Annotated in this window: 18 protein-coding genes; 8 read left to right on the forward strand and 10 right to left on the reverse strand. The window is 57.7% G+C overall.

Going from position 1 to position 26,061, the window contains the following annotated elements; all coding sequences use genetic code 11:
• Positions 1 to 274: 274 nt before the first annotated feature.
• The 5 genes from nrdF to BM373_RS18560 form a co-directional block, all read right to left on the reverse strand.
• Entirely contained in the window at positions 275 to 1,237 is a 963-nt protein-coding gene (nrdF, locus tag BM373_RS18540) for a class 1b ribonucleoside-diphosphate reductase subunit beta (protein ID WP_090464830.1), read from the reverse strand.
• 10 nt (positions 1,238 to 1,247) lie between these two features.
• Entirely contained in the window at positions 1,248 to 3,392 is a 2,145-nt protein-coding gene (gene nrdE / locus BM373_RS18545; RefSeq protein ID WP_090464833.1) for a class 1b ribonucleoside-diphosphate reductase subunit alpha, read from the reverse strand.
• Entirely contained in the window at positions 3,365 to 3,775 is a 411-nt protein-coding gene (gene nrdI, locus BM373_RS18550; protein ID WP_090464836.1) for a class Ib ribonucleoside-diphosphate reductase assembly flavoprotein NrdI, read from the reverse strand. Before nrdI ends, nrdE begins: the two co-directional genes overlap by 28 nt.
• Positions 3,772 to 4,017, reverse strand: a complete 246-nt coding sequence (nrdH, locus tag BM373_RS18555) for a glutaredoxin-like protein NrdH (protein WP_090464838.1) — start codon at positions 4,015 to 4,017, stop codon at positions 3,772 to 3,774. Before nrdH ends, nrdI begins: the two co-directional genes overlap by 4 nt.
• A gap of 180 nt (positions 4,018 to 4,197) precedes the next feature.
• Positions 4,198 to 4,629 (reverse strand): carboxymuconolactone decarboxylase family protein, encoded by a 432-nt coding sequence (locus tag BM373_RS18560; protein ID WP_090464841.1) that lies wholly within the window; start codon positions 4,627 to 4,629, stop codon positions 4,198 to 4,200.
• Positions 4,630 to 4,717: 88 nt separating this feature from the next.
• Here BM373_RS18560 and BM373_RS18565 point away from each other — a divergent pair, with 88 nt between their 5' ends.
• Positions 4,718 to 6,064 (forward strand): MocR-like pyridoxine biosynthesis transcription factor PdxR, encoded by a 1,347-nt coding sequence (locus BM373_RS18565; RefSeq protein ID WP_090464843.1) that lies wholly within the window; start codon positions 4,718 to 4,720, stop codon positions 6,062 to 6,064.
• Positions 6,065 to 6,100: 36 nt separating this feature from the next.
• Here the strand turns inward: BM373_RS18565 and BM373_RS18570 are convergent, their stop codons facing one another.
• The gene (locus tag BM373_RS18570; protein WP_090464846.1) at positions 6,101 to 6,427 is read right to left on the reverse strand and encodes an ElaB/YgaM/YqjD family protein; all 327 of its coding nucleotides are present in this window, start codon (positions 6,425 to 6,427) and stop codon (positions 6,101 to 6,103) included.
• Positions 6,428 to 6,588: 161 nt separating this feature from the next.
• Here BM373_RS18570 and BM373_RS18575 point away from each other — a divergent pair, with 161 nt between their 5' ends.
• Positions 6,589 to 6,933: a DUF2002 family protein gene (locus tag BM373_RS18575; protein WP_090464849.1), complete on the forward strand. Its 345-nt coding sequence runs from the start codon at positions 6,589 to 6,591 to the stop codon at positions 6,931 to 6,933.
• Between the two features lie 16 nt (positions 6,934 to 6,949).
• Here BM373_RS18575 and alaE read toward each other — a convergent pair whose 3' ends face one another.
• On the reverse strand, positions 6,950 to 7,399 hold the full coding sequence (alaE, locus tag BM373_RS18580; RefSeq protein WP_090464852.1) for an L-alanine exporter AlaE: 450 nt from the start codon (positions 7,397 to 7,399) through the stop codon (positions 6,950 to 6,952).
• Between the two features lie 301 nt (positions 7,400 to 7,700).
• Positions 7,701 to 7,880, reverse strand: a complete 180-nt coding sequence (locus BM373_RS18585) for a YodC family protein (protein ID WP_090464854.1) — start codon at positions 7,878 to 7,880, stop codon at positions 7,701 to 7,703.
• Positions 7,881 to 8,112: 232 nt separating this feature from the next.
• On the opposite strand from BM373_RS18585, the gene BM373_RS18590 reads away from it, so the two are divergent.
• On the forward strand, positions 8,113 to 8,271 hold the full coding sequence (locus BM373_RS18590) for a YqaE/Pmp3 family membrane protein (RefSeq protein ID WP_090464857.1): 159 nt from the start codon (positions 8,113 to 8,115) through the stop codon (positions 8,269 to 8,271).
• 42 nt (positions 8,272 to 8,313) lie between these two features.
• On the opposite strand, the gene BM373_RS18595 is transcribed toward BM373_RS18590, so the two are convergent.
• A complete protein-coding gene (locus BM373_RS18595) occupies positions 8,314 to 9,972 on the reverse strand; it encodes a methyl-accepting chemotaxis citrate transducer (RefSeq protein WP_090464860.1) in 1,659 nt (552 codons plus the stop codon).
• 133 nt (positions 9,973 to 10,105) lie between these two features.
• Positions 10,106 to 11,530, reverse strand: coding sequence for a DNA cytosine methyltransferase (locus BM373_RS18600; RefSeq protein ID WP_090464862.1), 1,425 nt, complete (start codon positions 11,528 to 11,530; stop codon positions 10,106 to 10,108).
• 177 nt (positions 11,531 to 11,707) lie between these two features.
• Here BM373_RS18600 and BM373_RS18605 point away from each other — a divergent pair, with 177 nt between their 5' ends.
• The 5 genes from BM373_RS18605 (at position 11,708) to BM373_RS18625 (ending at position 26,056) form a co-directional block, all read left to right on the forward strand.
• Positions 11,708 to 13,498, forward strand: a complete 1,791-nt coding sequence (locus BM373_RS18605) for a diguanylate cyclase (RefSeq protein ID WP_090464865.1) — start codon at positions 11,708 to 11,710, stop codon at positions 13,496 to 13,498.
• Between the two features lie 108 nt (positions 13,499 to 13,606).
• Positions 13,607 to 15,208, forward strand: coding sequence for a DUF2272 domain-containing protein (locus BM373_RS18610; protein WP_090464867.1), 1,602 nt, complete (start codon positions 13,607 to 13,609; stop codon positions 15,206 to 15,208).
• A gap of 264 nt (positions 15,209 to 15,472) precedes the next feature.
• Positions 15,473 to 17,152, forward strand: coding sequence for a ShlB/FhaC/HecB family hemolysin secretion/activation protein (locus BM373_RS18615; protein ID WP_090464869.1), 1,680 nt, complete (start codon positions 15,473 to 15,475; stop codon positions 17,150 to 17,152).
• A complete protein-coding gene (locus BM373_RS18620) occupies positions 17,152 to 17,700 on the forward strand; it encodes a toxin-activating lysine-acyltransferase (RefSeq protein ID WP_090464871.1) in 549 nt (182 codons plus the stop codon). Before BM373_RS18615 ends, BM373_RS18620 begins: the two co-directional genes overlap by 1 nt.
• The gene (locus BM373_RS18625) at positions 17,693 to 26,056 is read left to right on the forward strand and encodes a two-partner secretion domain-containing protein (protein ID WP_090464874.1); all 8,364 of its coding nucleotides are present in this window, start codon (positions 17,693 to 17,695) and stop codon (positions 26,054 to 26,056) included. The genes BM373_RS18620 and BM373_RS18625 overlap by 8 nt, the downstream gene beginning before the upstream one ends.
• Positions 26,057 to 26,061: the final 5 nt, after the last annotated feature.

Raw genomic sequence — 26,061 nt, forward strand, 5'->3', positions numbered from 1 at the left:
CATGGAATTTGCCGAAGCTGATATGGCGCAATTTCCCATGAGATAAGGGCTGAGCGGCAGATGAATTTCTGCGATATTTTTTGTTTTGAGGCGGAAATTTGGGTGTGGGAGTGGGATGATTCTTAAAAATATGACAGGAAAATGACGGAGGAATATTTCTCTCTTTTTTTACCCTCACCCCGGCCCTCTCCCTGAGGGAGAGGGAGAAAAGCAAGTCTGTGCTCGATCTGTCCCCTCTCCCTCAGGGAGAGGGTTAGGGTGAGGGTGACCCCCCTCAAAAATCCCAGTCCTCGTCCTCCGTCTCCACCGCTTTCCCCATCACATACGACGACCCTGACCCTGAGAAAAAGTCATGGTTTTCATCGGCATTGGGAGAAAGCGCGGCGAGGATCGCCGGGTTAACGGCGGCCATTTCTGCCGGGAACAGCGCTTCATAACCCAGGTTCATCAGCGCTTTGTTGGCGTTATAACAAAGGAACGCTTTTACGTCATCGCTCCAGCCGGTTCCGGCGTATAAATCCTCGGTATAAGCCAGCTCGTTATCGTAGAGATCCATCATCAAATCGAGTGCGAAGTTTTTCAGCATTTCCTGCTCGCCTGCGCTGACTTTTTCTAACCCTTTCTGGAATTTATAGCCAATGTAATAACCGTGTACCGCTTCGTCGCGGATGATCAGGCGAATAAGATCGGCGGTGTTGGTCAGCTTGCCACGGCTTGACCAGTACATCGGCAGCCAGAAGCCGGAATAGAACAGGAACGATTCCAGAAACACGCTGGCGATTTTCTTTTTCAGCGGTTCGTCGCTGGAATAGTGCTCCAGGATCAACTGCGCTTTGCGCTGAAGCGGGCCATTTTCTTCGCTCCAGGCGTAGGCGGCATCCACATCTTTAGTCTGGCACAGCGTGGAGAAAATCGAGCTGTACGAACGGGCATGCACCGCCTCCATGAAACTGACGTTCGACAGCACCGCCTCTTCATGAGGCGTGAGCGAATCGCCCATCAGCGCCGGTGCGCCGACGGTGTTCTGGATGGTGTCGAGCAGCGTCAGACCGGTAAAGACGCGAATGGTCAGTTGCTGCTCGGCGTGGCTCAGCGTCTGCCAGGCGGGGATGTCGTTCGACAGCGGCACTTTCTCCGGCAGCCAGAAGTTGCTGGTCAGGCGGTTCCAGACTTCCAGATCTTTATCGTCCTGGATCTGGTTCCAGTTGACGGCGCGAACGCGTGATAAACGGCTCATCCTTTTCTCCTCACAGTGCGCATGACACGCAGCCTTCAATCTCGGTGCCTTCCAGCGCAAGCTGGCGCAGGCGAATGTAATACAACGTCTTGATGCCCTTTTTCCACGCGTAAATCTGCGCTTTGTTAATGTCGCGGGTGGTGGCGGTGTCCGGGAAAAACAGCGTCAGCGACAGGCCCTGATCGACGTGGCGGGTGGCGGCGGCGTAGGTATCAATGATTTTTTCCGGGCCGATTTCATAGGCATCCTGATACATCGCCAGATTGTCGTTGGTCATAAAGGGGGCAGGGTAGTAAACGCGCCCGGTTTTACCTTCCTTGCGGATTTCCACTTTCGACACAATCGGGTGAATGCTCGATGTCGCGTGGTTAATGTATGAGATCGACCCGGTTGGCGGCACCGCCTGCAAATTCTGGTTATAAATGCCGTGGCGCATCACGTCGTCGCGCAACTGCTGCCACATCTCGCGCGTCGGCAGGGTGATGCCCGCACGTGCAAACAGGGCGCGCACTTTTTCGGTTTTCGGCTGCCACTCTTCATTGAGATATTGTGCGAAGTATTCCCCGCTGGCGTAGCGGGAGTGCTCAAATCCGGCGAAGCGCTGATTACGCTCGCGGGCCAGCATCATCGAGGTATTCAGCGCGTGCCAGGTGATGGTGTAGAAATAAAGATTGGTGAAATCTATGCCTTCTTCGCTGCCGTAGAGAATGCCTTCGCGCGCTAGATAGCCGTGCAGGTTCATCTGCCCGAGACCAATGGCGTGGGAGGCGGCGTTCCCGGCTTCAATCGACGGCACCGAACGGATATGGCTCATGTCCGATACCGCCGTCAGGCCGCGAATGGCGGTTTCTACTGTGCGGCCAAAGTCCGGCGAATCCATGGTGTGCGCGATGTTCAGCGAGCCAAGGTTGCAGGAGATGTCGTGTCCGGTTGCCGCATAATCAAGATTTTCATCATAGGTAGAGGCGCTGTTGACCTGCAAAATCTCCGAGCACAGGTTGCTCATATTGATGCGCCCGGCAATCGGGTTGGCGCGGTTCACGGTGTCCTCATACATGATGTACGGGTAGCCGGATTCGAACTGGATTTCCGCCAGCAACTGGAAGAAATCACGGGCATTGATCCAGGTTTTACGGATGCGCACGTCGGCGACCATCTCGTCATACAGATCGCTGACCGCAATGTCACCGAACGGCTTGCCGTAAATCCGCTCCACATCGTAGGGCGAGAACAGCGCCATTTTGGCGTTCTCTTTGGCTAACCGGAAAGTGATGTCCGGGATCACTACGCCCAGCGACAGCGTCTTAATGCGGATTTTTTCGTCGGCGTTTTCGCGCTTGGTATCCAGAAAACGCAGGATATCCGGATGATGGGCGTGCAGATAAACCGCGCCCGCACCCTGACGCGCACCAAGCTGGTTGGCGTAAGAAAAAGCGTCTTCCAGCATTTTCATCACCGGGATCACCCCGGATGACTGGTTTTCGATGCGCTTAATCGGCGCGCCGGATTCCCGCAGATTGGAGAGTAAAAACGCCACGCCGCCGCCGCGTTTGGAGAGTTGCAACGCCGAGTTCACCGCGCGGCCAATCGACTCCATGTTGTCTTCGATGCGCAAGAGGAAGCAGGAAACCAGCTCGCCGCGCTGCATTTTTCCGCAGTTTAAAAAGGTGGGCGTGGCGGGCTGGAAGCGGCCTTTGAGGATTTCGACGGTAAGCTGGCGGGCAAGGTTTTCATCTCCCTGTGCCAGGGTCAGCGCCACCATCACCACGCGATCTTCAAAATGTTCAAGGTAGCGTTTGCCGTCGAAGGTTTTCAGCGTGTAGCTGGTGTAAAACTTCCATGCGCCCAGGAAAGTCTGGAAACGAAAACCGCTGGCGTGCGCATCATCAAACAGGCGTACCACGAAAGCGCGGTCATAGCGGGCCAGCACGCTTTCGTCGTAATAACCTTCCGCTACCAGATAATCCAGCCGGGCCTGCTGATCGGCAAAGGCCACCGTATTGGGCAGGACGTGCGCGGTATGGAAGGCCTCCACCGCCTGATGATCTTTTTCAAACTGAATGCGGCCCGCGTTATCGTACAGATTCAGCATGGCGTTCAGCGCGTGGTAGTCCGTTGAGGTTTGCATCACGCGTTCTGCGGTTGTCGTTGCCAAAATTCGCTCACTCCTTTTCGCACATTTTCAATATCACGCGGGGTGCCCATCAGCTCAAAACGATACAGACAGGGCACGCCGCATTTCTGCGAAACAACATCCCCTGCGCGGCCATAGGCCTCGCCAAAATTGCGATTCCCGGCGGCGATGACGCCACGGATGAGCGCACGGTTTTGCGGATCGTTTAAAAAGCGGATCGCCTGACGCGGCACGGAACCGGCTGTTCCACCACCGCCGTAGCTGGGCACCACCAGAATGTAGGGGACGTCTACCTGAATGCGCTCACGCTCGTTAAGCGGAATGCGCACCGCCGGCAGCCCCAGACGCTCAATAAAACGATGCGTATTTTCGGAGCTGCTGGAGAAGTAGACGAGGGTGTTCATGCATGCGCCTGGCGGGGAGCGGCGGCGAGGCGGTTAATCATATCGGGGCGAAAACCGGACCAGCTTGTATCGCCTGCCACCACCACCGGAAGCTGGCGGAATCCCTGCTCGCGAAGCTGGTCTGCGGCGTCCGGCACCAGATCGACATTGATCATTTCAAACTCTACACCCCGGCTTTCCATCGCCCGTTTTGTGGCGTGGCACTGAACGCAGTTATCTCGTGTGTAAATAGTAATGCGCATGATTCGTATTTCCATCTAAAATAGCGGGACGACGCGGATAAGCGCGTCGGACAGTGTTGTTGCTTGTTGAGGAAATACTAGATGTAGTTGCGGAAAGTTTCAACCACACAACATATAGGAAATTTAGATAAGTTTATTCCCGCTGACGGATTCAGCGGGGAACGGATTTTTTCGCCCAAATTACATGCGCATACTCACCGCCAGGCGGTTAAATGCATTCATCAGGCTGATGGCAAAGGTCAAATCGCTGATTTCTGCCGCGCTAAAATGTGCCAGCAGCGGCTGATAAACGTCATCCCCGGCGTGGGTCGTGGAAATGTGAGTCAGCGATTCCGCCCAGGCCAGAGCGACCTGCTCCTGCTCGCTAAAATGCGCGCTGATGCGCCACCCGGCCAGCGCATCCAGCTTGCGCTGATCGACACCGGCTTTGCGCAGCGCTTTACTGTGCATATCCAGGCAAAACGCGCAGCCGTTAATCTGCGACACGCGCAAATAGACCATTTCCAGCAATGATTTTTCCAGCGTGCAGCGCTCCAGCGCCTGGCTTGCCTGTAAAAACCCTTTGTACACGTCCGGGCTAAGTTCGTAATAGGGCTGGCGTAGCGTTGTCATAGCAATCTCCTCGTTTAAGTTGGCCGCAATGTAGCACTATAATGGTCTGCCTGAGAGAGCCATATTTTAACGAAAAAAGCAGACCATCATGGACGCACGCTACCAGCAAATCGCCCGTCTTTTGAAAGCCACCATCGCCTCCGGGGAACTGCCAGCGGGCAGCCGCCTGCCGTCGAGCCGCATCTACGCGCAGGAAAACGGTGTCTCGCGTGCGACGGTGGAACACGCCTATGGCGAGCTGGTGGCGCAAGGGTGGCTGGTGCGACGGGGACAGGCGGGAACCTTCGTCAGTGAAAACGTAACGGCGGCGAAAGGGCAGGTATCGCCCACACCCGCAGAAGCGCGTGACAACGCGCCGCTGCCTTTTCAGATGGGGCTTCCGGCGCTCGATCTCTTTCCGCGCGCGCTGTGGGCGCGGTTGATGGGCAGACGGTTACGCACCCAGTCGCGCTTTGATCTCGGCATAGGCGATCCGGCGGGTGAGCGCGAACTGCGCCTGGCGATCGTCGATTATCTGCGGTTTTCGCGCAGCATCGATTGCACGCCTGAGCAGATCTTTTTGACCTCCAGCTACGCCATGTCGATGTCGTTGATATTGCGTACCCTCGCCAGGCCCGGCGACGGCATGTGGGTGGAAGATCCCGGTTTTCCGCTGATCCGCCCGGTGATCGCCCGCGAGCAGGTGCAGCAGTTACCGGTGCCGGTAGATGAGAATGGTATGGATATTGACGCCGCGCAGCGACTGCATCCGCACGCCCGCTTTGCGCTGCTTACCCCCGCCCATCAAAGCCCGCTTGGCGTGGCGCTCTCCCTGCCGCGCCGCCGCCAGGTGCTCGACTGGGCGGCCCGCACCGATTCGTGGATTATCGAAGACGATTACGACAGCGAATTCCGTTATCACGGCAAGCCGCTGCCGCCGCTAAAAAGCCTCGATGCGCCGCAACGGGTGATCTACACCGGCACTTTCAGCAAATCGCTGTTCCCGGCTATCCGCACCGGCTGGATCGTGGTACCCGCGCCGCAGGTGGCCGCCTTTCGCCAGCAGGCGCAGATCACGCAATGTACGGTGCCGGGCCTCGTGCAATTCACCCTGGCTGATTTTCTGACGCAGGGCCATTTCTGGCGGCACCTGAAGAAAATGCGCCAGCATTATGCGCAAAGACGGCAGTGGCTTGAGAAAGCGCTCATCGCGCAGGGCTTTAGCGTGGTCGCCCAGAACGGCGGTATTCAGCTGGTGATTGCGTTTGACGGAGACGATCGGGCAGCAGTGGCGCGGGCTAATCAGGCGGGGCTTGCCGTAGAAGCATTGAGCGCGTGGCGGCTCGACAGTCAGGGCAGTGGGGGAGTGATTATGTGCTTTACCAACGTCACTTCCGGCGCGATGGCGGATGCGCTGGCACAACGTTTATGGCGGGCAGTTTACGACGGGAAATAGAAGACGCCCCGTGATACAGGATCACGGGGCGGGAGATTAACGACGCAGGCTTAACAGCGCGCCGACGAAAATCCCGACCGCTGCGGCAGCACCGAGGCTGCACCAGGGTTTATCTTTCACGAAGGTTTCAGCGCAGCCTGCGGCATCGCAAGCGGCTTGCTTCACACGAGTACGTCCGTGCATTCTGGCACGCGTCTCTTTTAACAGCGCCTTCGCTTTACGTCGGGCGTGGTCGGATTCGTCTTTCGCGTCACTTCCCCAGGATTTTAAAATGTCTTCCAGACTGTCGGCCAGTCGGCTGACATCATTATTAATATCCTGAACGCCGTCATCTACGTCGCTGCGGTTTGGTCTGCTAAACATATGATCCTCCCTTGATTTCGATGTAATTTTCAGTGTAGCGCATAATTTATGGCTCAGAAGTTAATCACGGCTTTACGCGGCGTTTATGGACTTTTCCGAAAGCGTTGCTAATGCTGATTACTGTAAGGTTGCGTTGCAGTACATGATGACGAGGAAAAAATATGTATTTACGACCCGATGAGGTGGCGCGCGTTCTTGAAAAGGCGGGGTTTACCATGGATGTTGCGACGACTAAAACCTACGGGTACCGTCGCGGCGAAAATTATGTCTACGTCAATCGCGAAGCGCGGCTCGGACGTACAGCATTAGTGATTCATCCCACGCTTAAAGAGCGCAGTTTGTCCCTTGCGGATCCCGCCTCGGATATCAAAACCTGCGATCACTACCAGCATTTTCCGCTCTATTTAGGCGGCGAAGCGCACGAGCACTACGGTATTCCCCATGGCTTCAGTTCGCGCCTGGCGCTGGAGCGTTTTTTGTCAGGGCTGTTTGGCGAATCGGCCTGACACGAAAACATCTCCATCAGGCTTTGGCCTGATGGTAGAGACTGACCCGAAACAGTCGACGGCAATAATCGAGAAAATAGCCGTAGACCGCACCCATCAGCATTGAAATCACGATATTTGAACTCACCGCAGCGGCGATCTGATGCCAGTCCGCGCCCACCGTCAGCAGGATCGCCACATACACCGGCGACTGAAAAGTGACATACGCCACGATATCCGCCAGATTTTTCATCCAGCCGGCAGGCGTCATGCGCCGCGCCAGACGCATAATGGCATCACGATAAAACCCATACGGCCAGGCAATAACAATGTTGACCGGGATCGCCACCAGGCGGGAAGAAAGGGACTGCTCAAAGCTCATGTTGGAGAGGAAAATTTCAATCAACATGTTCACAACCGAACAATAGACAACCATTGCGAATGTGTCTGCCACGGCATGACGCAGGCGTGACTGCGGAGAGAACATGTTTGATACCTCTGAAAAAGACAAACGGCGACGCCGCTAATGATAATTAGCGCATTACGGGGCTTTACTGGATTTGAATAGAGTATATGACTGGTTTGAAACGCACAATTAGCGATAAATTTTTATTTATCGGCAGTTTGTCAATAAAATGCTCTGCGTAAGCGTGTTTATTAACCGTTTCGTTATTATTGTTGGAGAGTGAGAGGATTTATTTATTTTTCAACGGGTTGTGTGCGGCGTAAAAAATTAACCCGGCGGGCATACGCCGCCGGGCAATGGCATCACGAAATTAATGCGGGAATTAGCAAACGCCGAAATCGCCGTCTTCTTTATACAGCGCCACATCCACGGCTTTCAGCGTGACTCGCTCACCGTTTTCCTGGCTGGCCGGAACGGCGACGATCTGATCGTCATTCACTTCAATTACTTTCAATTTCTGGCCGCCCATACGCGGCTGTACAACATCACCCACTGAAAACATACATGAACTCCTGTGTTGGTATTTGCCTGTAAACATAACGCTCGTCAGCGCGTGTGGTAAAGCAAATGTTAACAATTATAGCTATCGCCAATTATATCGGGTGCATGTATAGCTGCGTAAAAGAGGGTAAAAGCGAGGGGCGAAACTGGCACTTGTGGCTACAATGGCTACGCTTAAAGAGAAATTCTCTTTTTTTACAATAACCTGGATTTTTGCCTGCACTGGAGTTGTTATGGGTTTTTGGCGTATCGTAATTACTATTCTTCTTCCACCGTTGGGCGTGCTCCTCGGTAAAGGCCTTGGTCTGGCCTTCCTGCTGAACATCGTCCTGACGCTGCTGGGTTATGTTCCCGGCCTCATCCACGCGTTCTGGGTACAGTCGCGTAACTGATCGTCAAGCGGGCAGGATCACCTGCCCGCGTTCACTTCTTATTTAAAACGTTTCCCAGTTGGCGTCGCCCCCGGAGGCACTGCTGAGCGCCGGACGCAGCACAGGCTGCGGCTTCACTTTCGGCGTGTCAGCGGTTTTCAACGGATTGCCCACCTGAAACACCGCCACGGCCTGACGCAACTGGTCAGCCTGCTCTTCCAGCGCCGCAGATGCAGCGGCCGATTCCTGCACCAGCGCGGCGTTCTGCTGAGTCACGCTGTCCATCTGTGACACCGCCAGGCTCACCTGCTCAATTCCCCGGCTTTGCTCATCCGACGCGGAGGCGATTTCCCCCATAATGTCGGTCACGCGGGTTACAGCGTTGACGATTTCCTTCATCGTTTCACCCGCTTCCGCGACCTGTGACGAACCGGTATCGACGCGACTGACTGAATTTTCAATCAGCGTTTTGATCTCTTTCGCGGCGTTGGCGCTGCGGCTTGCCAGCGTGCGCACTTCACCTGCCACCACCGCGAAACCCCGGCCCTGTTCACCCGCGCGCGCCGCTTCCACCGCGGCGTTAAGCGCGAGGATATTAGTCTGGAAGGCAATACTGTCGATAACGCCGGTAATATGGGCGATTTGCTGCGAACTGTCGGCAATATCGTTCATCGTGCGCACCACATTGCTGACCACCTGGCCGCCGCGTGCCGCGGTATCCGAGGCGTTCTTCGCCAGTTGTGCAGCCTGCCGGGCGTTGTCGGTGTTTTGCTTCACCGTGGCGGTGAGCTGCTCCATGCTGGCGGCGGTTTCTTCCAGCGATGCGGCCTGCTGCTCGGTACGCGCAGAGAGATCGTTATTGCCGGAGGAAATCTCGCCCGCGCCGGTATAGATAGAATCGGAGCTATTACGCACCGCGCTCACCGTGGTGACCAGCGACTGCTGCATCTCGTGCAGGCCGCCCGCCAGTTGGCTCATTTCGTTGCGCCCGTGGACGTCAATCCGGCGGGTTAAATCGCCCTGCGCAATCGCGCGGATATGGGCCAGCATGCCGTGCAGCGGTTTTAACAGCACTTGTTGCAGCCCAAACCAGATGAAGACGAACACGGCGATCATCACCAGTAAAATGGTGCCGAGCGTCCACTGCATCTGGGTAAAGCTGTGCTGGTTCTGGGCGGCGGCTGCCTTCAGCAGACCGTTATTTTCCGCCCGCCACTGCGCGAAGCTGGCTTCCATTTCATCCTGAGCCTGCTGCGCGTCGAGATTGCCGTAGGCTTCGTAGTTATTGGCCTTCAGATACTGAATCGACATTTTCAGCACGTCATACATCTGGCGATAACTTTTCTCCATCTGCGCCGCCACGTTGCCGTCCTGACCGTTCAGCCGCTCAATGCCCTTAAAGGTGGCAAAATAGGCGTCAGATTTCTCAAGGGAGGTGCTGGCACTTGTCAGCAGCTTATCGATTGCGGCAAGAGAGGCCGGATCGCGCTGATTTTTCAGAAAGCGGATCGCCACGCGGGTGACCGTCACGCGGGTTTTCACCAGCGTGTTCACCCCGTCGCTGAGGTTTTCCTGCTGGGCATTAAGGACGCCATACTGCTGGAAGTTCGTGCGATCGTTATCGACCGCAGAGTAAAACAACCCGCCCGTCACCACCTGCAAAAGGCAGAAGATGGAAAGGGCGAGGATAATTCCGGTGATAACTCTGATGTTCTTAAGCATAACTGCCGTCCATAAGTCCGTAATTGAGCCGCGATTTCATACAGGTTATCGACGGCCTTTTTGGGAACTTTATGAACATTTGGTTAACATTTGATCGCTAAATCATCACGATGGTTATAACCAGGTACCCGCATTATTCCCGTGTTTTACGCAGCGCCACGGCGCGTGCGATGGACGGTTCCAGCAGACGCGCGACGGCGGCGAACACCGGTACCACCACCGAGTTACCAAACTGGCGATAGGCCTGGGTGTCGGAAACCGGAATGCGGAACGGGCGCTCGCCGACCTTTTCAAAACCCATCAAACGCGCGCATTCAACCGGGGTTAAGCGGCGGGGGCGTCGCGCCTGGTTTGCCGGATCGGTAAAGTCGGTTTCACCCAGCGCTTTGTCCCACCCGCGATCGATTAAGATCTCCGACCCGTCTTTGTGATAGCGCGCCGAAAGGGTACGCGCCACGCTGTCGGCACGGGTGGGGTCCACCAGCCCGAAACCAAACCCGTTACCTTTGGCCTGGTGCTTTTTGGCATAGCGATAAAGGTAATCCCACAGCTTTTCCGACAGCACATATTTACTGTCCACCGTCGGGTCCAGCAGTTCGCCAAACGTCGGGCGCTGCGCCGGATAAAAACGGTTGATATCGCGCAAGGTAAAGCCGTCATGAATATTCAGATCGCGGCGGAAACCGACCAGCACAATGCGCTCGCGGTGCTGCGGTAAAAAGTGCTTCCCGTCGATGATCTTCGGATCGTCTTTGCCGCTCACCGCCGCGTCTGCCACTTCATACCCAAGCTCGTCCAGCGTCTCCATGATCACGCTGAAGGTTTTGCCCTTGTCATGGCTTTTCAGGTTTTTGACGTTCTCCAGCACGAAAATCGCCGGCTTTTTGGCTTTGATAATGCGGGCCACGTCGAAGAACAGCGTGCCCTGGGCTTCACACTCAAAACCATGGGCGCGGCCCAGCGCATTCTTCTTGCTGACGCCTGCGAGACTGAACGGCTGGCAGGGGAAGCCCGCCAGCAGGACATCGTGGTCGGGAATATGCCGATCGATATGCGCATAGGCCTGCGCCTCGCTCACCTGCGGCTTATCGCTTAAGGTCACTTCGCGGATATCAAGATTAAAGGTGTGCGTCTCTTCTTCATTAAACCAGTTGGCTTTATAAGTGCGCACCGCGTTTTTATTCCACTCGCTGGTAAACACGCACTGGCCGCCAATGGCATCGAAACCGTGGCGAATACCGCCAATCCCGGCGAAAAGATCGATAAAACGAAACGCATAGTGAGGATGATGCGCGGGCGGGGAGGGCAGCATTTTACGCAGCATCGCCTCCTCGGTGGTGGTAAGCAGTCGGGGCGCGGATTTCCCGTTCATCCGGCGGTTAAGCGACTCCCGGCTCCACTCATTTTTCCCCAGCTTGCGTAGCTGCTCGGCGACCGCCTTCTGCCCGTAAATGGCGACAACCTGATCCAGCAGTTTACTGTCCCGTACCTGTTGACGCTGCTCCTGCACCTGCGCTTGCGCAAGCAAATCTCCGGCAATTGCATCAAATTCCGACATGACATCTCCTTGGTTTACTGCGTGAAAATATATCACTCATTTGACCCAGAGGTGAGGGCGGGGACGTAAAAAGTGAGATCCCGGTGGGAGGCGGTACGGATCGGATAACGGTCGCCCGTCTATACTCTTCTTTACCCTGCAACTTTTGGGGTGGGCCTGAATGCAAAAGGATACTTTGTGCGTATTGCAACCATTACCAACTTTGCCTACGTCGCGACGGTGATTTTAACGCTCTCATCGGGGGTGGCGCTGTTTATGGCATCCGGGGCGGATCGCGTTGAGCGCCGGGCCGTGGAGCAGCGATATACCTTTGATGAAGCCACCGAAGCGCTCGAAAACGAGGTGTTTTCCCTGAGCGAGCTGGCCCGCACGGTGGTTATCAATCAGCAAGCGGAAGATATTCAGGCGCTGAAAGCCGGTTTTAGCAAAGAAGCCAGCATGGAAAAGCATCTGACGACGCTCAAAGATGTCGGGGCGACCACCGAAGAATTAATGCTGTTGCGTGACGGCATCACCCTCATGGATACGCTGCGCGATGAACAACAGGCGGCGCTGAAAGCGGTGGAAGAGCAAAGGGCCGCCGACGGGGTGAGGATCCTTTTTGGCGCGCAGTACGAAGATCAGTTAACCCAGGCCGAGTACCGTTTTGAGCATTTTCGTAACCTGTTAGATAAACGGGTGCAATCCGCGATTACGGAAGCGACAAAAGATTCCCAGCGGCTGCGCACGCTCTCGGAAATCATGGTCGCGCTGACGGCGCTGCTGTTTTTATTCGTACTGGGTTTTATCATCAAACACCGCATTTTGCGCCCTGTGGTCACGCTCAGTGATGTGGTCAATCGCCTTGCGTCACAGGATTATGCGGTCGAAGCCCCGGTGCTTGGGCAGGTGGATGAAATTGGCGATATGGCCCAGGCCATCCGGATCTTCCGTGAAAACGGCCTCGCCCGCCAGCGCCTGGAGCGGGAGCGGGATGCCGACTGGGTAACCCGCAATCTGCTGGCACGCATGACGCAGCGGCTTCAGGGCTGCGATACCCGCGACAGTATCCTCAAAGTAATCGCCCTGTTTGTGCCGCAGATCGTCCCGGACATGAGCGGGCGCTTATATATGCTCGACCGCCACGCCAATCGCATGGTCTGCATGACCAGCTGGCTGTCGCCGGAGGGGGATGAGACGCCCTTTGCCCCGGAGTGCTGCTGGGCGTTAAAACGCGGGCAGTTGCACAGTCCCGGTAAAGACGCGGTGGATATTCCCTGTGAACATCTGGATCCGGCGCGCGCCAGCCGTGCGACCTGCGTTCCGCTGATCGCGCAGAACAATATTATCGGTCTGCTCAGTGTGGAAAACCGGGTGCCGGAAAAAGAGCCTCCCTATACCTACCTTGAACTGATTGCCGAGACGCTGGCTCTGGCGCTGGCGAATCAGCAGCTACGCGACACCCTCACCGAGCGGGCGATGTTTGATTCCCTGACCGGGCTGCATAACCGTCACCACCTTGATGAAACCCTGCGCACGCTGCTTGCACGTACCGAAGCGAAAAAAAGCGTCCTCAGTTGCCTGATGATCGACATCGATTATTTCAAACGCCTTAACGACGCCTGGGGCCATGAAGCCGGGGACAAAGCGATCCGCGAGACAGCCCTGTGCCTGCAAAACACCCTGCGCGAGCGCGGCGTGGCGTTCCGTTACGGCGGCGAAGAGTTTCTGGTACTGCTGCCGGACGTCAACGAAGAAGAGGCCATTACCCTCGGCAGTGACATCATGCAGGCAATCGCCGCGCAGCCGCTCATCTATGAAGCGCAGGATATCGGCCCGCTGTCCGTCTCCATCGGGGTCGCCACCTGGCCCGTTCATGCGCGGGCAGATAATTTGATCCGATCCGCAGATCTGGCGCTGTACCTCGCCAAAGAACGCGGACGCGGGCAGATCGTGGTTGCCAAAAAAATGGTTAAAGAGCCGGGCTAATAAAACGGGCCGCCAGGCTTTTTCTCACCTGAACGCATTATGCAGATTACCGCCAGGCTGTGATAAACCATCAGGTTAAACAGTCTGCATAATGCGTCCGGGTGGGTTATGTCTTATAAAGATGAGTTCGAACAGGCAAGTGGCTGGGCTGCGGTGGATGTCAGTATCCGCTTAAATAAAAAGAAACAACCGTTTCTGGATTACCTGAAAAATAATAACGTCGCCACCGTTATTCGTTATTACGCCTCTGATATGAACGATCCCAAAACACTGACGCCGGAAGAAGCGCGCTTTCTTTCCTCGCGCGGATTTTCGCTGCTGCCGGTATTCCAGGATCGAAGCCGTTCCATTACCCACTTTTCAGCCGCTACCGGGGAAAATAACGCCCATAGCGCATTAAAATTTGCCCTGACCGTGGGGCAGCCGTTGCAGGCAGGAAGCACCATTATTTTTTCGGTGGATGAGGATTATCCGGTACGGGATATTGACGGGCCGATTCTGGATTATTTTCAGGCGGTGCAGCAAACCATAGGTTCGTCATTTGCTATCGGTGCTTACGGCAGCGGCGCGGTGCTGGCAAAATTACTGGCAGAGAAATTAATTACCGTGCCCTGGCTGTCAATGTCGCGCGGATTTCACGGCACCGAACCCTTCTTTTATAACAAACAGTGGGCACTTCGCCAGGTCCCGCCTGAGCAGGAATTTACCGCCGACGACGTGCGCTATGGTCGTTCTATTTTGCGTCTTCCGCCACATGAACTGGGCTTATTTACCGTCGACGATCACGGTATGGGGCACGTCATGGGCAGCCGTGCGGAATCGCTCATGCAGACGCTGGCCGCGCTGACGCCCTTTTCGCAGGCGTCGGCCACCACCAACCGCGTGGTCGCCACCGACGGGCTGCGCCTGCGTGACAAACCGGACGGCGTGATTATCCGCGATTTAACCATCGGTGAGCAGGTAGAAGATGAAGGCGAAAGCACGCATCCCGGCTGGCGCAAAGTGACGGTGGGGGAGGAGAGCGGCGTGGTGTTCGGTAAATATCTGCGCGACCCGTATGGCACGCAGACGGAGCGCTTTATTCAGGCGGCGATTGCGGAATGGTTGCGCTTTGATAAAGGCAAGGGCAACGAACGGGAAGCGCCTTATTATCACTATGTGCGTGAGATGTGGGCGGCTATCGGTGAACCCTGGGACGGCCGCAGCCGCTTTGATAACGGTGATGAAGTCCCCTGGTCGGCGGCGTTTATCTCCTGGGTCGTGCGGCAGGCGGGCGAGGCGTATGACAATTTCCGCTTTGCCGCCAGCCATTCGGTCTACGTCAATAACGCCATCAAAGCCCGTTATACCGGCCGCACGGATAAACCTTTCTGGGGCTACCGCATTAATGAAGTTAAACCCGCCCCCGGCGATATTATTCAGAAAAACTGGCCGGAACATCATTACTCATTTTCATATGCCGAAAATCACAGCGACTATAACAGTCATGCCGATATTGTCGTGGAGGTGACGCCGGATGTGGTGCGGGTGCTGGGCGGAAATGTCGGGGATACCGTGGCTTTTGGCATTGACGTGCAGGAATATGAACTGGATAAAGACGGATTTATTAAACCGAATCAGCACATCATCGCCATTTTAAAAAACCGCGCCGACGCATTAAACCTGACCAGCGATATCGTTAAAGTCAGTGAACACACCCATTTCAAATAATTTACCTGTGGCCCGGCGGTTAATATAACGTCGGGTGACTATTTAATTTTCCTGCCACGAAACTGCGCCAGTTTAATTTAAGTTTCATTTTTTGCTGCCCGATTTAACTATTTTCCTGTCTACCTACCAGATTTAGGGATATCTGAACGCGCAAGTGGTCCGAGCTTTAGGATTAATCCCCCTTTTCATCAGATGCTAATTTTTAAACAATTTTACATAACTTCACATTGTCTTCATTTCTTATTACACAGCGCGGAACGTCTGATGAATGCGTCACCTAAAATAGCGATAATAATATCGGCTGTAAGCAGCCTTTCCTGCGTGCTTTCTGCCCATGCTGCGGAGCCTGATAATCAATTTATTATTCAGCAGCAACGTCAGAAAGCACTTGAACAGCAACTCACGCCGCCGGTGCCGGATGTGCGCCTGTCGGAACCGACATCCAGCTTCGGGCGCATCGCCTTTCCGGTGGAAACGCCCTGTTTCCCCATTAACCGGGTGGAACTGAGCGGGCAGGACGCGCTGCCGCACTGGGTGCCGCTGCAACGCATCGCGGATCAGGCGCAGGGCCAGTGTCTGGGCGGTAAGGGCATCAACCTGTTGATGAGCACCCTGCAAAACCGGCTGGTGGATCACGGCTGGATCACCACCCGCGTGCTGGCCCCGTCGCAGGATCTGAAAAGCGGCACGCTGCGGCTGACCGTCGTGCCGGGCTACATCCGGCATGTAAAACTCACCGACGACAGCGACAAATATATTCAGCTTTACAGCGCGTTCCCGGCGCATGAAGGCAATCTGTTAGATCTGCGCGACATTGAGCAGGGGCTGGAGAACTTACAGCGCCTGCCGACCGTGGAAGCCAATATGGAACTTCTGCCCGGCGAAAAGCCCGGCGAAAGCGACGTCATTATCACCCGCAAGCAGAGCAAAATGTGGCGCGTCGGCCTGTCGCTGGATGACTCCGGCACCAAAAGCACCGGGCGCTATCAGGGCGGTGCGACGCTGTCACTGGATAACCCCTTCTCGCTGAGCGATTTGCTCTACGTTTCCGCCAGCCACGATCTGGATGACAAAGGTGGCAAAGGCAGCAAAAACTACACCGCACACTATTCCGTGCCGTTCGGCTACTGGATGCTCGGCGTCACCGGCAGCGATTATGACTACCACCAGACGGTAGCGGGCCTCGCGGGTGATTATCGCTACAGCGGCAAAAGTAAAAACCTCAACGTGCAGTTAAGCCGCGTCCTGCACCGCAGCGGCACGCAGAAAACGCTCTTTACTTACGACGTGCTGGCGCGCGAAACCCGCAACTATATCGACGATACCGAAGTCGGCGTGCAGCGCCGGCAGACGGCGGCCTGGCGTGCCGGGTTACAGCACACTCACTATATCGGCCAGGCAACGCTGGACGCGGGCATCAGCTATCAGCGCGGGACACGCTGGTTTGGCGCACAGCCTGCACCGGAAGAGTTTGTCGGCGATGCCACGGCGCTCAGCAAAATCCTTCAGCTAAACGCGCAGTTCGATCTGCCGTTTGATCTCGGCTCACAGCATTTCCGTTACAACGTCCAGTACCTGCGCCAGATGAGCAACACGCCGCTGACGCCGCAGGAGCAGTTCGCCATCGGCAACCGCTGGACGGTGCGCGGCTTTGACGGCGAGCGCACGCTCAGCGCCAGCCACGGCTGGTACGTGCGCAACGATCTGGCATGGCGTACGCCGCTGCCAAACCAGGAATTCTATATCGGCGCGGATTACGGCGAAGTGGGCGGCTACAGCTCGGAATACCTGATCGGCAAACATCTGGCAGGCGGCGTGGTTGGCCTGCGCGGTAGCGCGTTCAACACCGGCTACGACCTGTTTGCCGGCACGCCGTTCTCAAAGCCGGACGGGTTTAGCACCAGTTCAGCCACCCTCGGGTTCAACCTCAACTGGAGCTGGTGATGCGCGTAGGCCAATACGACATTAAAGCGCCGCTGATTTTAGGCGGCGACGAAAGCGAAGCCGAAGTGCTCGGCGCGACCGTCTGGCTGTGGATGCACTCGCCGATGCACCGCGATGCGCCGCTGCACGCGCTGCCGACGCTGCTGCTGCCGATCATCAAACGCGGCCAGTATGTGCTGGTGGCGGAACAGGGGCGGCCGGTTTTCTTTCTCAGCTGGGCCTGGCTTAACCTGGAATCGGAAGCCCGCTACCTCACCCGCCCGGCGATTGAGATGCGGGAAGAGGACTGGGCCAGCGGCGACCGGATGTGGTGCATCGACTGGATCGCGCCGTTTGGTCATACCGCCGCGATGAGCGCCCTGATGCGGCGCGACTATTTCCCCGACCGCTACGTGCGAGCGCTCTATCACCGGGGAGAGAAACTCGGTAAACGCGTGGTGCTGCTGCATGGCAACCAGGTGAGCCGCGATCAGGCAAAAGCGTGGCAGCAGGCGCACCCGCTCGCCGTCAACCTGCCGGAAGTGTTTAAAGGAACGAACGATGAATAAGAACCTGTACCGTATTGTCTTCAACAAAGCGCGCGGCATGCTGATGGTCGTGGCGGATATCGCCCGCTCGGGTCGCGCGGGTTCTTCCCGTTCCGCCGGTATCGGCCACACCCACAGCCGCCTGGTCGGTAAAGTCAGCGCCTTAAGTTTAAGCCTGTGGCTGGCGATGGGCGTGATACAGACCGCGCAGGCGAACATTGTCGCCGATGTCGGCGCGGCAAAAAATCAGCAGCCGACGGTGCTGAAAACCGCCAACGGCATTCCGCAGGTCAACATCCAGACGCCGTCGAAAGCGGGCGTCTCGCGCAACAGCTATACCCAGTTCGACGTCAACAAGCAGGGTGCCATTCTTAATAACTCGCACAAAAATACCCCAACCCAGTTGGGCGGAATGGTGTCGGCGAACCCGTGGCTGGCGAAAGGCGAAGCGAAGATCATTCTTAACGAGGTGACTGCCCGCGATCCGAGCAAACTCAACGGCATGATCGAAGTCGCCGGGCAAAAAGCGCAGGTGGTGATCGCCAACCCGGCGGGCATTACCTGTAGCGGCTGCGGCTTTATCAACACCAACCGCGCCACCCTGACCACAGGGCAGGCGCAGATGAATAACGGCAACCTCACCGGGTACAACGTCGAGCGCGGCGAAGTGGTGGTCGAGGGTGACGGGATGGACACCTCCGGCGCGGATTACACCGACATCATCGCCCGCTCGGTAAAAGTGAACGCCGGGCTGTGGGCAAACGATCTGAAAGTCACCACCGGGCGCAACCAGGTGGACGCCGCCCATGACAGCATCGTTAAAGGCAGCGATGACGCGGCCACCCGCCCACAACTGGCGGTGGATGTGTCGAATCTCGGCGGCATGTACGCCGGGAAAATCCGCATGGTCGGCACCGAGCGCGGCGTCGGCGTGCGTAACGCCGGGGCGATTGGCGCGCAGGCCGGGAGCGTGACCCTGACCGCCGACGGTCGCATTGAGAACAGCGGCACCACCCGCGCAAGCGACAGCGCCGTGATTCAGACCGCTGGCGAGTTTAATAACAACGGCGTGCTGACGGCGGGTAATAACGCGCAGATCCGCGCCGCCACGCTCACCAGCCAGAAAAACAGCGTGCTCGCCGCAGGCGTCAACAACGACGGCAAGCTGGCGGATAAAGGCGATTTGCAACTGAGCACCAGCGGGCAGCTTAACGCCCACGGGCAGACGCTGGCGGGCGGCAACCTCAGCGCAAGCGGTCAGGGCGTGGACGTCAGCGGCAGCCAGACCCAGGGTAAACAGGTCACGCTCGACGCGGGCGCGGGCGATCTCAGCACGCAAAACGCCACGGTCAGCGGCGCGGCACTCACCGCGCGCAGCGGCAAACTGCTCAATAACAACGGCGGCACTCTGAGCGCCGATGCCCTGACGCTTAACGCGCAAAGCCTGTCGAACCAGAAAGGCACGCTGGTGCAGACCGGTAAAGGGGCGCTGGCGGTCAATCTGCCGGGCAGCCTCGATAACCAGCAGGGGCAAATCGCCGCTAACGGCGACGTGCAGGTTAACGCGCAATCCATCGATAACACGAAGGGCCAGTTGCTCGGCGTAGCGGGTAACGCCCACATCAATACCGGATCGCTTAATAACAGCGAAGGGCTGATCTCGGCTTCGGCAGGCGAGGGCGATATTCGCAGCACCCAGGTGATTAATAACGCCAAAGGGCGCATCGAGGCGGCGAAAAGTCAGCGCATTTATGCCGCCGGGCTGGATAACCAGCAGGGGGTGATTGTTGCCGATGACGCAGCGCTTGCCCTTAACGGGGGCACCTTCAATAACCAGTCCGGCTCGCTGCTCTCACACGGCGCGCTGGATCTGCAAACCGGGGCACTCAATAACCAGAGCGGCTTTATCGCCAGTAGCGGCGCGCTGACGCTGGCGGGCGGCGAGGTGGATAACACCGGCGGTCAGCTCGGCTCCGAACAGGCGCTTACTGCGCAGTTCAGCGGATTTAAAAATCAGCAGGGCGCGCTGAAATCCGGCGACGGCATGATGTTAACCGGCGGTAATCTGGATAACAGCGCCGGGGTGATTGGCGCAGGCAAAAACCTGACGCTTAACGCCGGTGCGCTGCAAAACCAGCAGGGGACGCTGGTAAGCGGTGACGCCGCGCAGATCCACGCGGGCACGCTGGATAACCAGGGCGGGCAACTGGCCGCGCAGACGGCGCTGACGCTGGATGGCGATACCCTGAATAACGACGACGGCGGCCTGATCCAGAGCGGTGAAAACCTGACGATTGGCGCGCAGACGCTGAATAACCGTCGCAGCGGCGACAAGGGCGGCATCACCAGCCTCGGCGACATGACGCTGGCGGCAGGCACGTTTGATAACAGCGACGGCGTGACGCTCTCCGGCAAAAGCGCGACCCTGACCGGCGGCAGCCTGAATAACACCGATGGACAACTGGTGGCGACCGACAGTCTGACGCTGGCTCATACCGATCAACTGAACAACGCCTCCGGCCTGGTGCAGGGCAACGGGGTGAACGTGATGACCGCCGATCTGAATAACGCGGGCGGTACGCTCAACAGCCTGGGGGCGCTTAATCTTTCCGGTAACACGCTCAATAACCAGGGCGGGACGCTGGCGGCAAAAGGTGAGGCTGATATTTCCGCCGGTTCCATTGATAACCAGAACGGCGGACGGGTGATTGGCGAGGCGGCAACCGCGCTGCATACCGATGCGCTGCGCAACAGCGGCGGGCAGATCCAGTCGGTAGGCGATCTGCTGCTCGACAGCGCCCAGGGTATCATTGATAACGTCTCCGGGCTGATTCGCGGCGGGAAAAGCGTCACCCTGAATGCGATCGATTTTGCCAACCAGAACACCCAGGGCGAAAACCAGGGACTGGAAGGCCAGCGCGTCGCGCTTAATACCTCCACCCTCAATAACCAGAGCGGCAGCATTCTGGCTGACGACGCGCTGACCGTACACAACAACGGCGAACTGAATAACACCGCAGGCGCGCTGGCGGCTTCCGGGCTGGTTGAGCTGAGCGGCGACGGGCTGCGGGTGCAAAACCAGGGCGGCACGGCGAAAGCGGGCGAGAAACTGAGCATTGATGCCGATTATGTCGACGGCAGCGGGCAGTTGCTGTCGCTCGGTGATATGGATCTGCACAGCGGCGAATCCCTAAATAACAGCGGCTCCATTATTGCCAATGGCAACGTGGCGCTGACCACGCCGGGCGATCTCACCAACAGCGGCAAACTGCTGGCGGGCAAGCAGCTTGATGTCAGCGGCGCAAACCTGACCAACACCGAAAACGGTGAGATCACCGCCGGACGCAACACGCTCAACGCCAGCGGTACCCTGCAAAACCGGGGACTGATTGACGGCTCCATCATGCGCATTAACGCCGACACCCTGACCAACACTGGCACCGGGCGCATTTATGGCGATGCGGTGGGCGTCAACGCAAATACCTTTAACAACCTGGCGGAAAACGGCACCGCCGCCACGCTTGCCGGGCGCGAGCGTGTCGATCTGGGCGTGCAGACGCTCAATAACCGCGACCACGCGCTGATCTACAGCGGTGGCGATATGCTGATCGGCGGTTTGCTTAATGAAAACGGCGCGGCGACCGGACGGGCGGGTGAGATCAACAACCATAGCTCGACCATTGAATCGGCGGGCAACATGGCGATCAACGCCGGGCAGATCAATAACATCAACGATCATTTCTCCACCGCGCTGGTCACGGTCTCCCAGGAGCAGCTCACCGAATACCAGCACACCGGTTCGACCAACCGCTGGAAGGCGGGGGACGAGGGCGTGTATGTGGATGGCAACTCGTCGAACGGCTTGCGCAACCTCAACACCCCGGAAAGCACCGCCCCCAATAACGACGACTTCAACCAGTACGACTACACCCGCACGGTGGAAGAGACGCGCATTCAGGAAACCGATCCGGCGAAAATCCTCGCGGGCGGCAATCTCACCTTAACGGGTGACCGCCTGTTTAACGATAACAGCCAGATCGTGGCGGGCGGGACCTTATCCACCGACGCGATGGGCACGGTGAAAAACGACGACGTACCGGGCGTGCGCCACACCACTGATGTCGGCTCCGTCACCCACTACTACCGCATTCGTCACAAGGGCAGCGACGAACAGGGGCGCAGCAGCACCGCTTACGTGCCGCCGACGGCGATCCAGGAGATCGCCCTCAAGCCGGGTCAACTGGTCAGTAACGGCCAGGTTGAGGGCAGCAACATTACGCTGAACCCGGTGGCGGTGCAGGGCACCAGTGTCAGCATCGATCGGGCGAATCTGGTGACGGACGGGGTCAAAGGCGTTGACCATGCGCCCTGGCAGCAGACTGTTTCTGCGGGCGAACCGGTGACGCCACCTGCGGGACAGCAGTTTGAAGTCAATCCGGCGGACGGTGCGATCCGCATTGTCGGCCCGAATACCCGCCTGCCGGACAACAGCCTGTTTACGGTGAATCCGGCAGCGGACGTGCCGTATCTGGTGGAAACCGATCCGCGCTTTACCAACGAGCGCCAGTGGCTCGGCAGCGATTACATGCAGAAGGCGTTTGCGAACGACGGTGACAACACCATCAAACGCCTCGGCGACGGCTACTACGAGCAGCGGCTGGTGCGCGAGCAGGTGGTCGGCATTACCGGCCAGCGCTACCTCGACGGCTACAGCAATGACGAGGAGCAGTACAAAGCGCTGATGGACAAAGGCATTACCTTCGGCAAGCAGTATTCGCTCAAGCTCGGCGTGGCGTTAACGCCTGAGCAGATGGCGCTGCTGACCGGGGATATCGTCTGGCTGGTGAACACCCGCGTGAAAATGCCGGACGGTTCAATGACCACCGTGCTGGTGCCGCAGGTCTACGCCAAAGTGAAACCGGGTGATATCGACGGTTCCGGGGCGCTGATCGCCGGGAACAACGTCTCAATGAAACTCAACGGCGATCTGTTTAACAGCGGCACCATCGCCGGACGCCGGGTGCTGCAACTGGATGCGGATAACATCACCAACCAGGCGGGGATGATTCAGGGGGCGGATGTCCGCCTGAACGCCCGCCGCGATATTAATAACATCGACGGCGCACTCGTCGGGAATAACAGCCTGCTGGCGAACGCGGGACGCGACATCAACGTCACCACCACCGTCAACAGCGCGGAAAGCGCCCTCGGCAAAAACAGCTTTACCCGCACCACCATCAACAGCGTGTCGGGTATTTACGTGCAGGGTGACAACGGCAAACTGGCGCTGCAATCCGGGCGCGACATTACCCTGACCGGGGCGCAGGTCATCGCCAGCGGTGAAAACGGCAAGGCGCAACTGGTGGCCGGACGCGATCTGAACCTGGAGACCGTCACCACTGCCCGCAGCGATAACCTGGTGTGGGATGCGGACAACACGCTCAAACAGAGCAGCCGGGATCACACCGGCAGCACGGTGAGCGGCACCGGCGGCGTGACGATGGCGGCGGGCAACGACATCAACGCCCGTGGCGCGCGCGTGACCTCGGACGGCGCGCTGGCGCTGGGCGCGGTGCGTGACGTGAATATTGAAGGCGTGCTTAACGACAATCAGCTCGACGAGCGGCACAAAGTGGTCGGCGGCAACGGCTGGCTGTCGAAAACCACTACCACCACCCGCGATACCGTGGACAAACAAACCGTGCAGGGCAGCGAACTGAGCGCCGGTTCGGTGAACATCAGCGCCGGTAATAATCTGACCGTGGCGGGCAGCAGCGTGGTCGGCACTGACGACGTGGCGCTGCGCGCGGGCAACGATCTGACGCTGACCACCATGGGCGGTCGCAATGACGAAACACACCTGAAGCAGGAGAAAAAATCGGGTCTGTTAAGCTCCGGCGGCATTGGCTTTACCGTGGGATCGCGCACTGAAACCACTGACCAGGCGAGCCAGGCGAAAGCCGGGCAGGGCGCAATGGTCGGCAGTCTTCAGGGCGACACGGTGCTGCTGGCGGGCAACGACTACCGCCAGACCGGAAGCAGCGTGGCCTCGCCGAACGGCGACGTCGCGATTCAGGGCAAAAACGTCACCATTGAGGCGGCGCAGGATACCTATGCGTCGCAGTACAAACGTACCGTCGAGCAGAAAGGCTTTACCCTCGCGGTGAATGTGCCGGTGGTCTCGGCGGCGATGACCGCTGCGCAAAGTGCAAAAACGGTCGGTAAGAGCAATGACGATCGCATCAATATGCTGTCGGCCGCCAACGCCGCATGGGACAGCGCCCGTGCAGCCAGCGCGATGATGAATACCGCTCAGGGCCTGATGGCCGACGGCGCACAGGCGGCGGCGCAGAACGTCAGCGTGTCGCTGACCTACGGCCAGAGCAAGCAGACCAACACCCAGGACATCAACAGCACCACGGCGCTTGCGAGCAAAGTGAACGCCGGGAAAAACGCGGTGGTGGTGGCGACCGGGGGCGAGAAGTCTGACATCAACATTATTGGCTCCGACGTCAGCGGCAAGCAGGGCACGACGCTGTTTGCCGACAACGATGTGAATATCGTCGCGGCACAGCAGGAGCGCCACGAACGCAGCGACAATAAATCCAGCGGCTGGAACGCAGGCGTGGCGGTGAGCTACGGCGAAGGCGGCGCGGCATTTGGCGTGACGGCGGGTGCGAACGCGGGCAAAGGCTACGGCAACGGGGATGAAGTCTCCTGGCGTAACAGCCATGTCGGGGATATGGACGGGCAAACCCGCATCACCAGCGGCGGCACCACTACGCTGCGCGGCGGCCAGGTGCTCGGTAAAGGGGTGGATATCACCGCTGAGAATCTGAACATCGAAAGCCTCCAGGACACCATGCAGTACGAAGGCAAGCAGATGAACCTCGGCGGCCAGGTGACGGTCGGCTTCGGTTTCTCCGGGTCGGGCAATTACGGGCAGTCGAAGGTGGACGCTGATTACGCCTCGGTGCAGGAGCAGTCCGGCGTCTTTGCCGGGGCCGATGGCTATAACATCAATGTGAAAGATCACACCGATCTCACCGGGGGGCTGATCACCTCAAGCGAAAGTGCGGAACAGGCGGGCAACAACCAGTTCAGCACCGGCACCCTGAGCTGGCGCGATATTAAAAACAGTTCGGAATATGAAGGCAACGGCTTTGGCGTGGGTGGCTCGATGAGCATGAACGCCGATCTGGGGCTGGGCGATAATGCCGCCCGCCAGAACGACAAAACGATGATCAATAAACAGGGTGAGCGCGTGCCTGCCGACGGCTATGCGTCGCTGGACAAAAACGCCACCTTCGGCATCGGGCATGACAGCGGTTCGGACAGTTCGGTGACGCGCAGCGGGATTAATACCGGCAATATCACCATTACCAATCCTGACGGGCAGCTGCAGGCGGTGGAGGGCATTAAAACCGATATCACCACCGAAACGGCAGCGGCGAACTCCGGTAAGCTGGCGAATAACTTCGATAAAGACGAGGTGTTTAAAGAGCTGAACATGCAGGTTCGGGTCACGCGCGACTTCAGGCAGAACGCCAATAACCAGATTAATAGTTATCTGGACGGCAAGCAGGCGGCGGCGAAAGCAGCGCTGAAGACGGCCATCGATTCCGGGGATGTCGCGAAGCGCGAAGCGGCGCTGGCAGAAGTGTATAAGCTCCAGTATCAGCGCCGTTTCCTGCAGACGCTGGTCGGCGTGGTGGCAGGCTCACCGGATACGGCGATCACTCAGGGGACGCTGGCGCTGGCGGCCACCAAAATGCGCGAGGAAACCATTAAAAACTCGCTGCTGTTTGATGGCATCACCGACGGTCAGGACTCATACAGCAACGTCTCCGGTAAGAGCAACGGCTTGTATGACGGGATTAAAGCGGGCGGGGTACGCGTCGGGCTGGATATTCTTTGCCGTTCCGACAACAAACTTTGTGCGACAGTGAATGACGAAGGAAAAGTATTGGTTCGTGATGAACGCGGGCAGGTCATTTATAGGGGGAACGATACATACCCGACTATTGATGCATTCCTGAAAAAAAGCCCGGAAGCGGCGGCGCTTTTCGGCCCGACGGGGGGCTTCCAGGCCACTGGCGGATTATTGGTTCCCTTCGGCGAATATACGCCTGGTTCGTTCTGGGACGATATTGGCGACAAGATTGTTGAGTCCTATGCGGGCACGCACGACTATATTGGCGGGCAGTTGCCGGGATTCTATGACAGCGAAGGTAATACTTCTCGTGGACGTGGACCTCTGACCGAAGCGGCCGCCGGCACCTGGACTATCGTGGCGATCCCGCTGGCAACACCTTTTGCGATGACGGAAATGGTGTCCCCGGAACTGCTTGATTTCATTTTCAACGCTTCTCAGTAAGGATG

Origin of the sequence: Enterobacter sp. kpr-6, from assembly GCF_900116015.1 — a bacterium.
In the GTDB taxonomy this organism is placed as follows: Bacteria; Pseudomonadota; Gammaproteobacteria; order Enterobacterales; family Enterobacteriaceae; genus Enterobacter_D.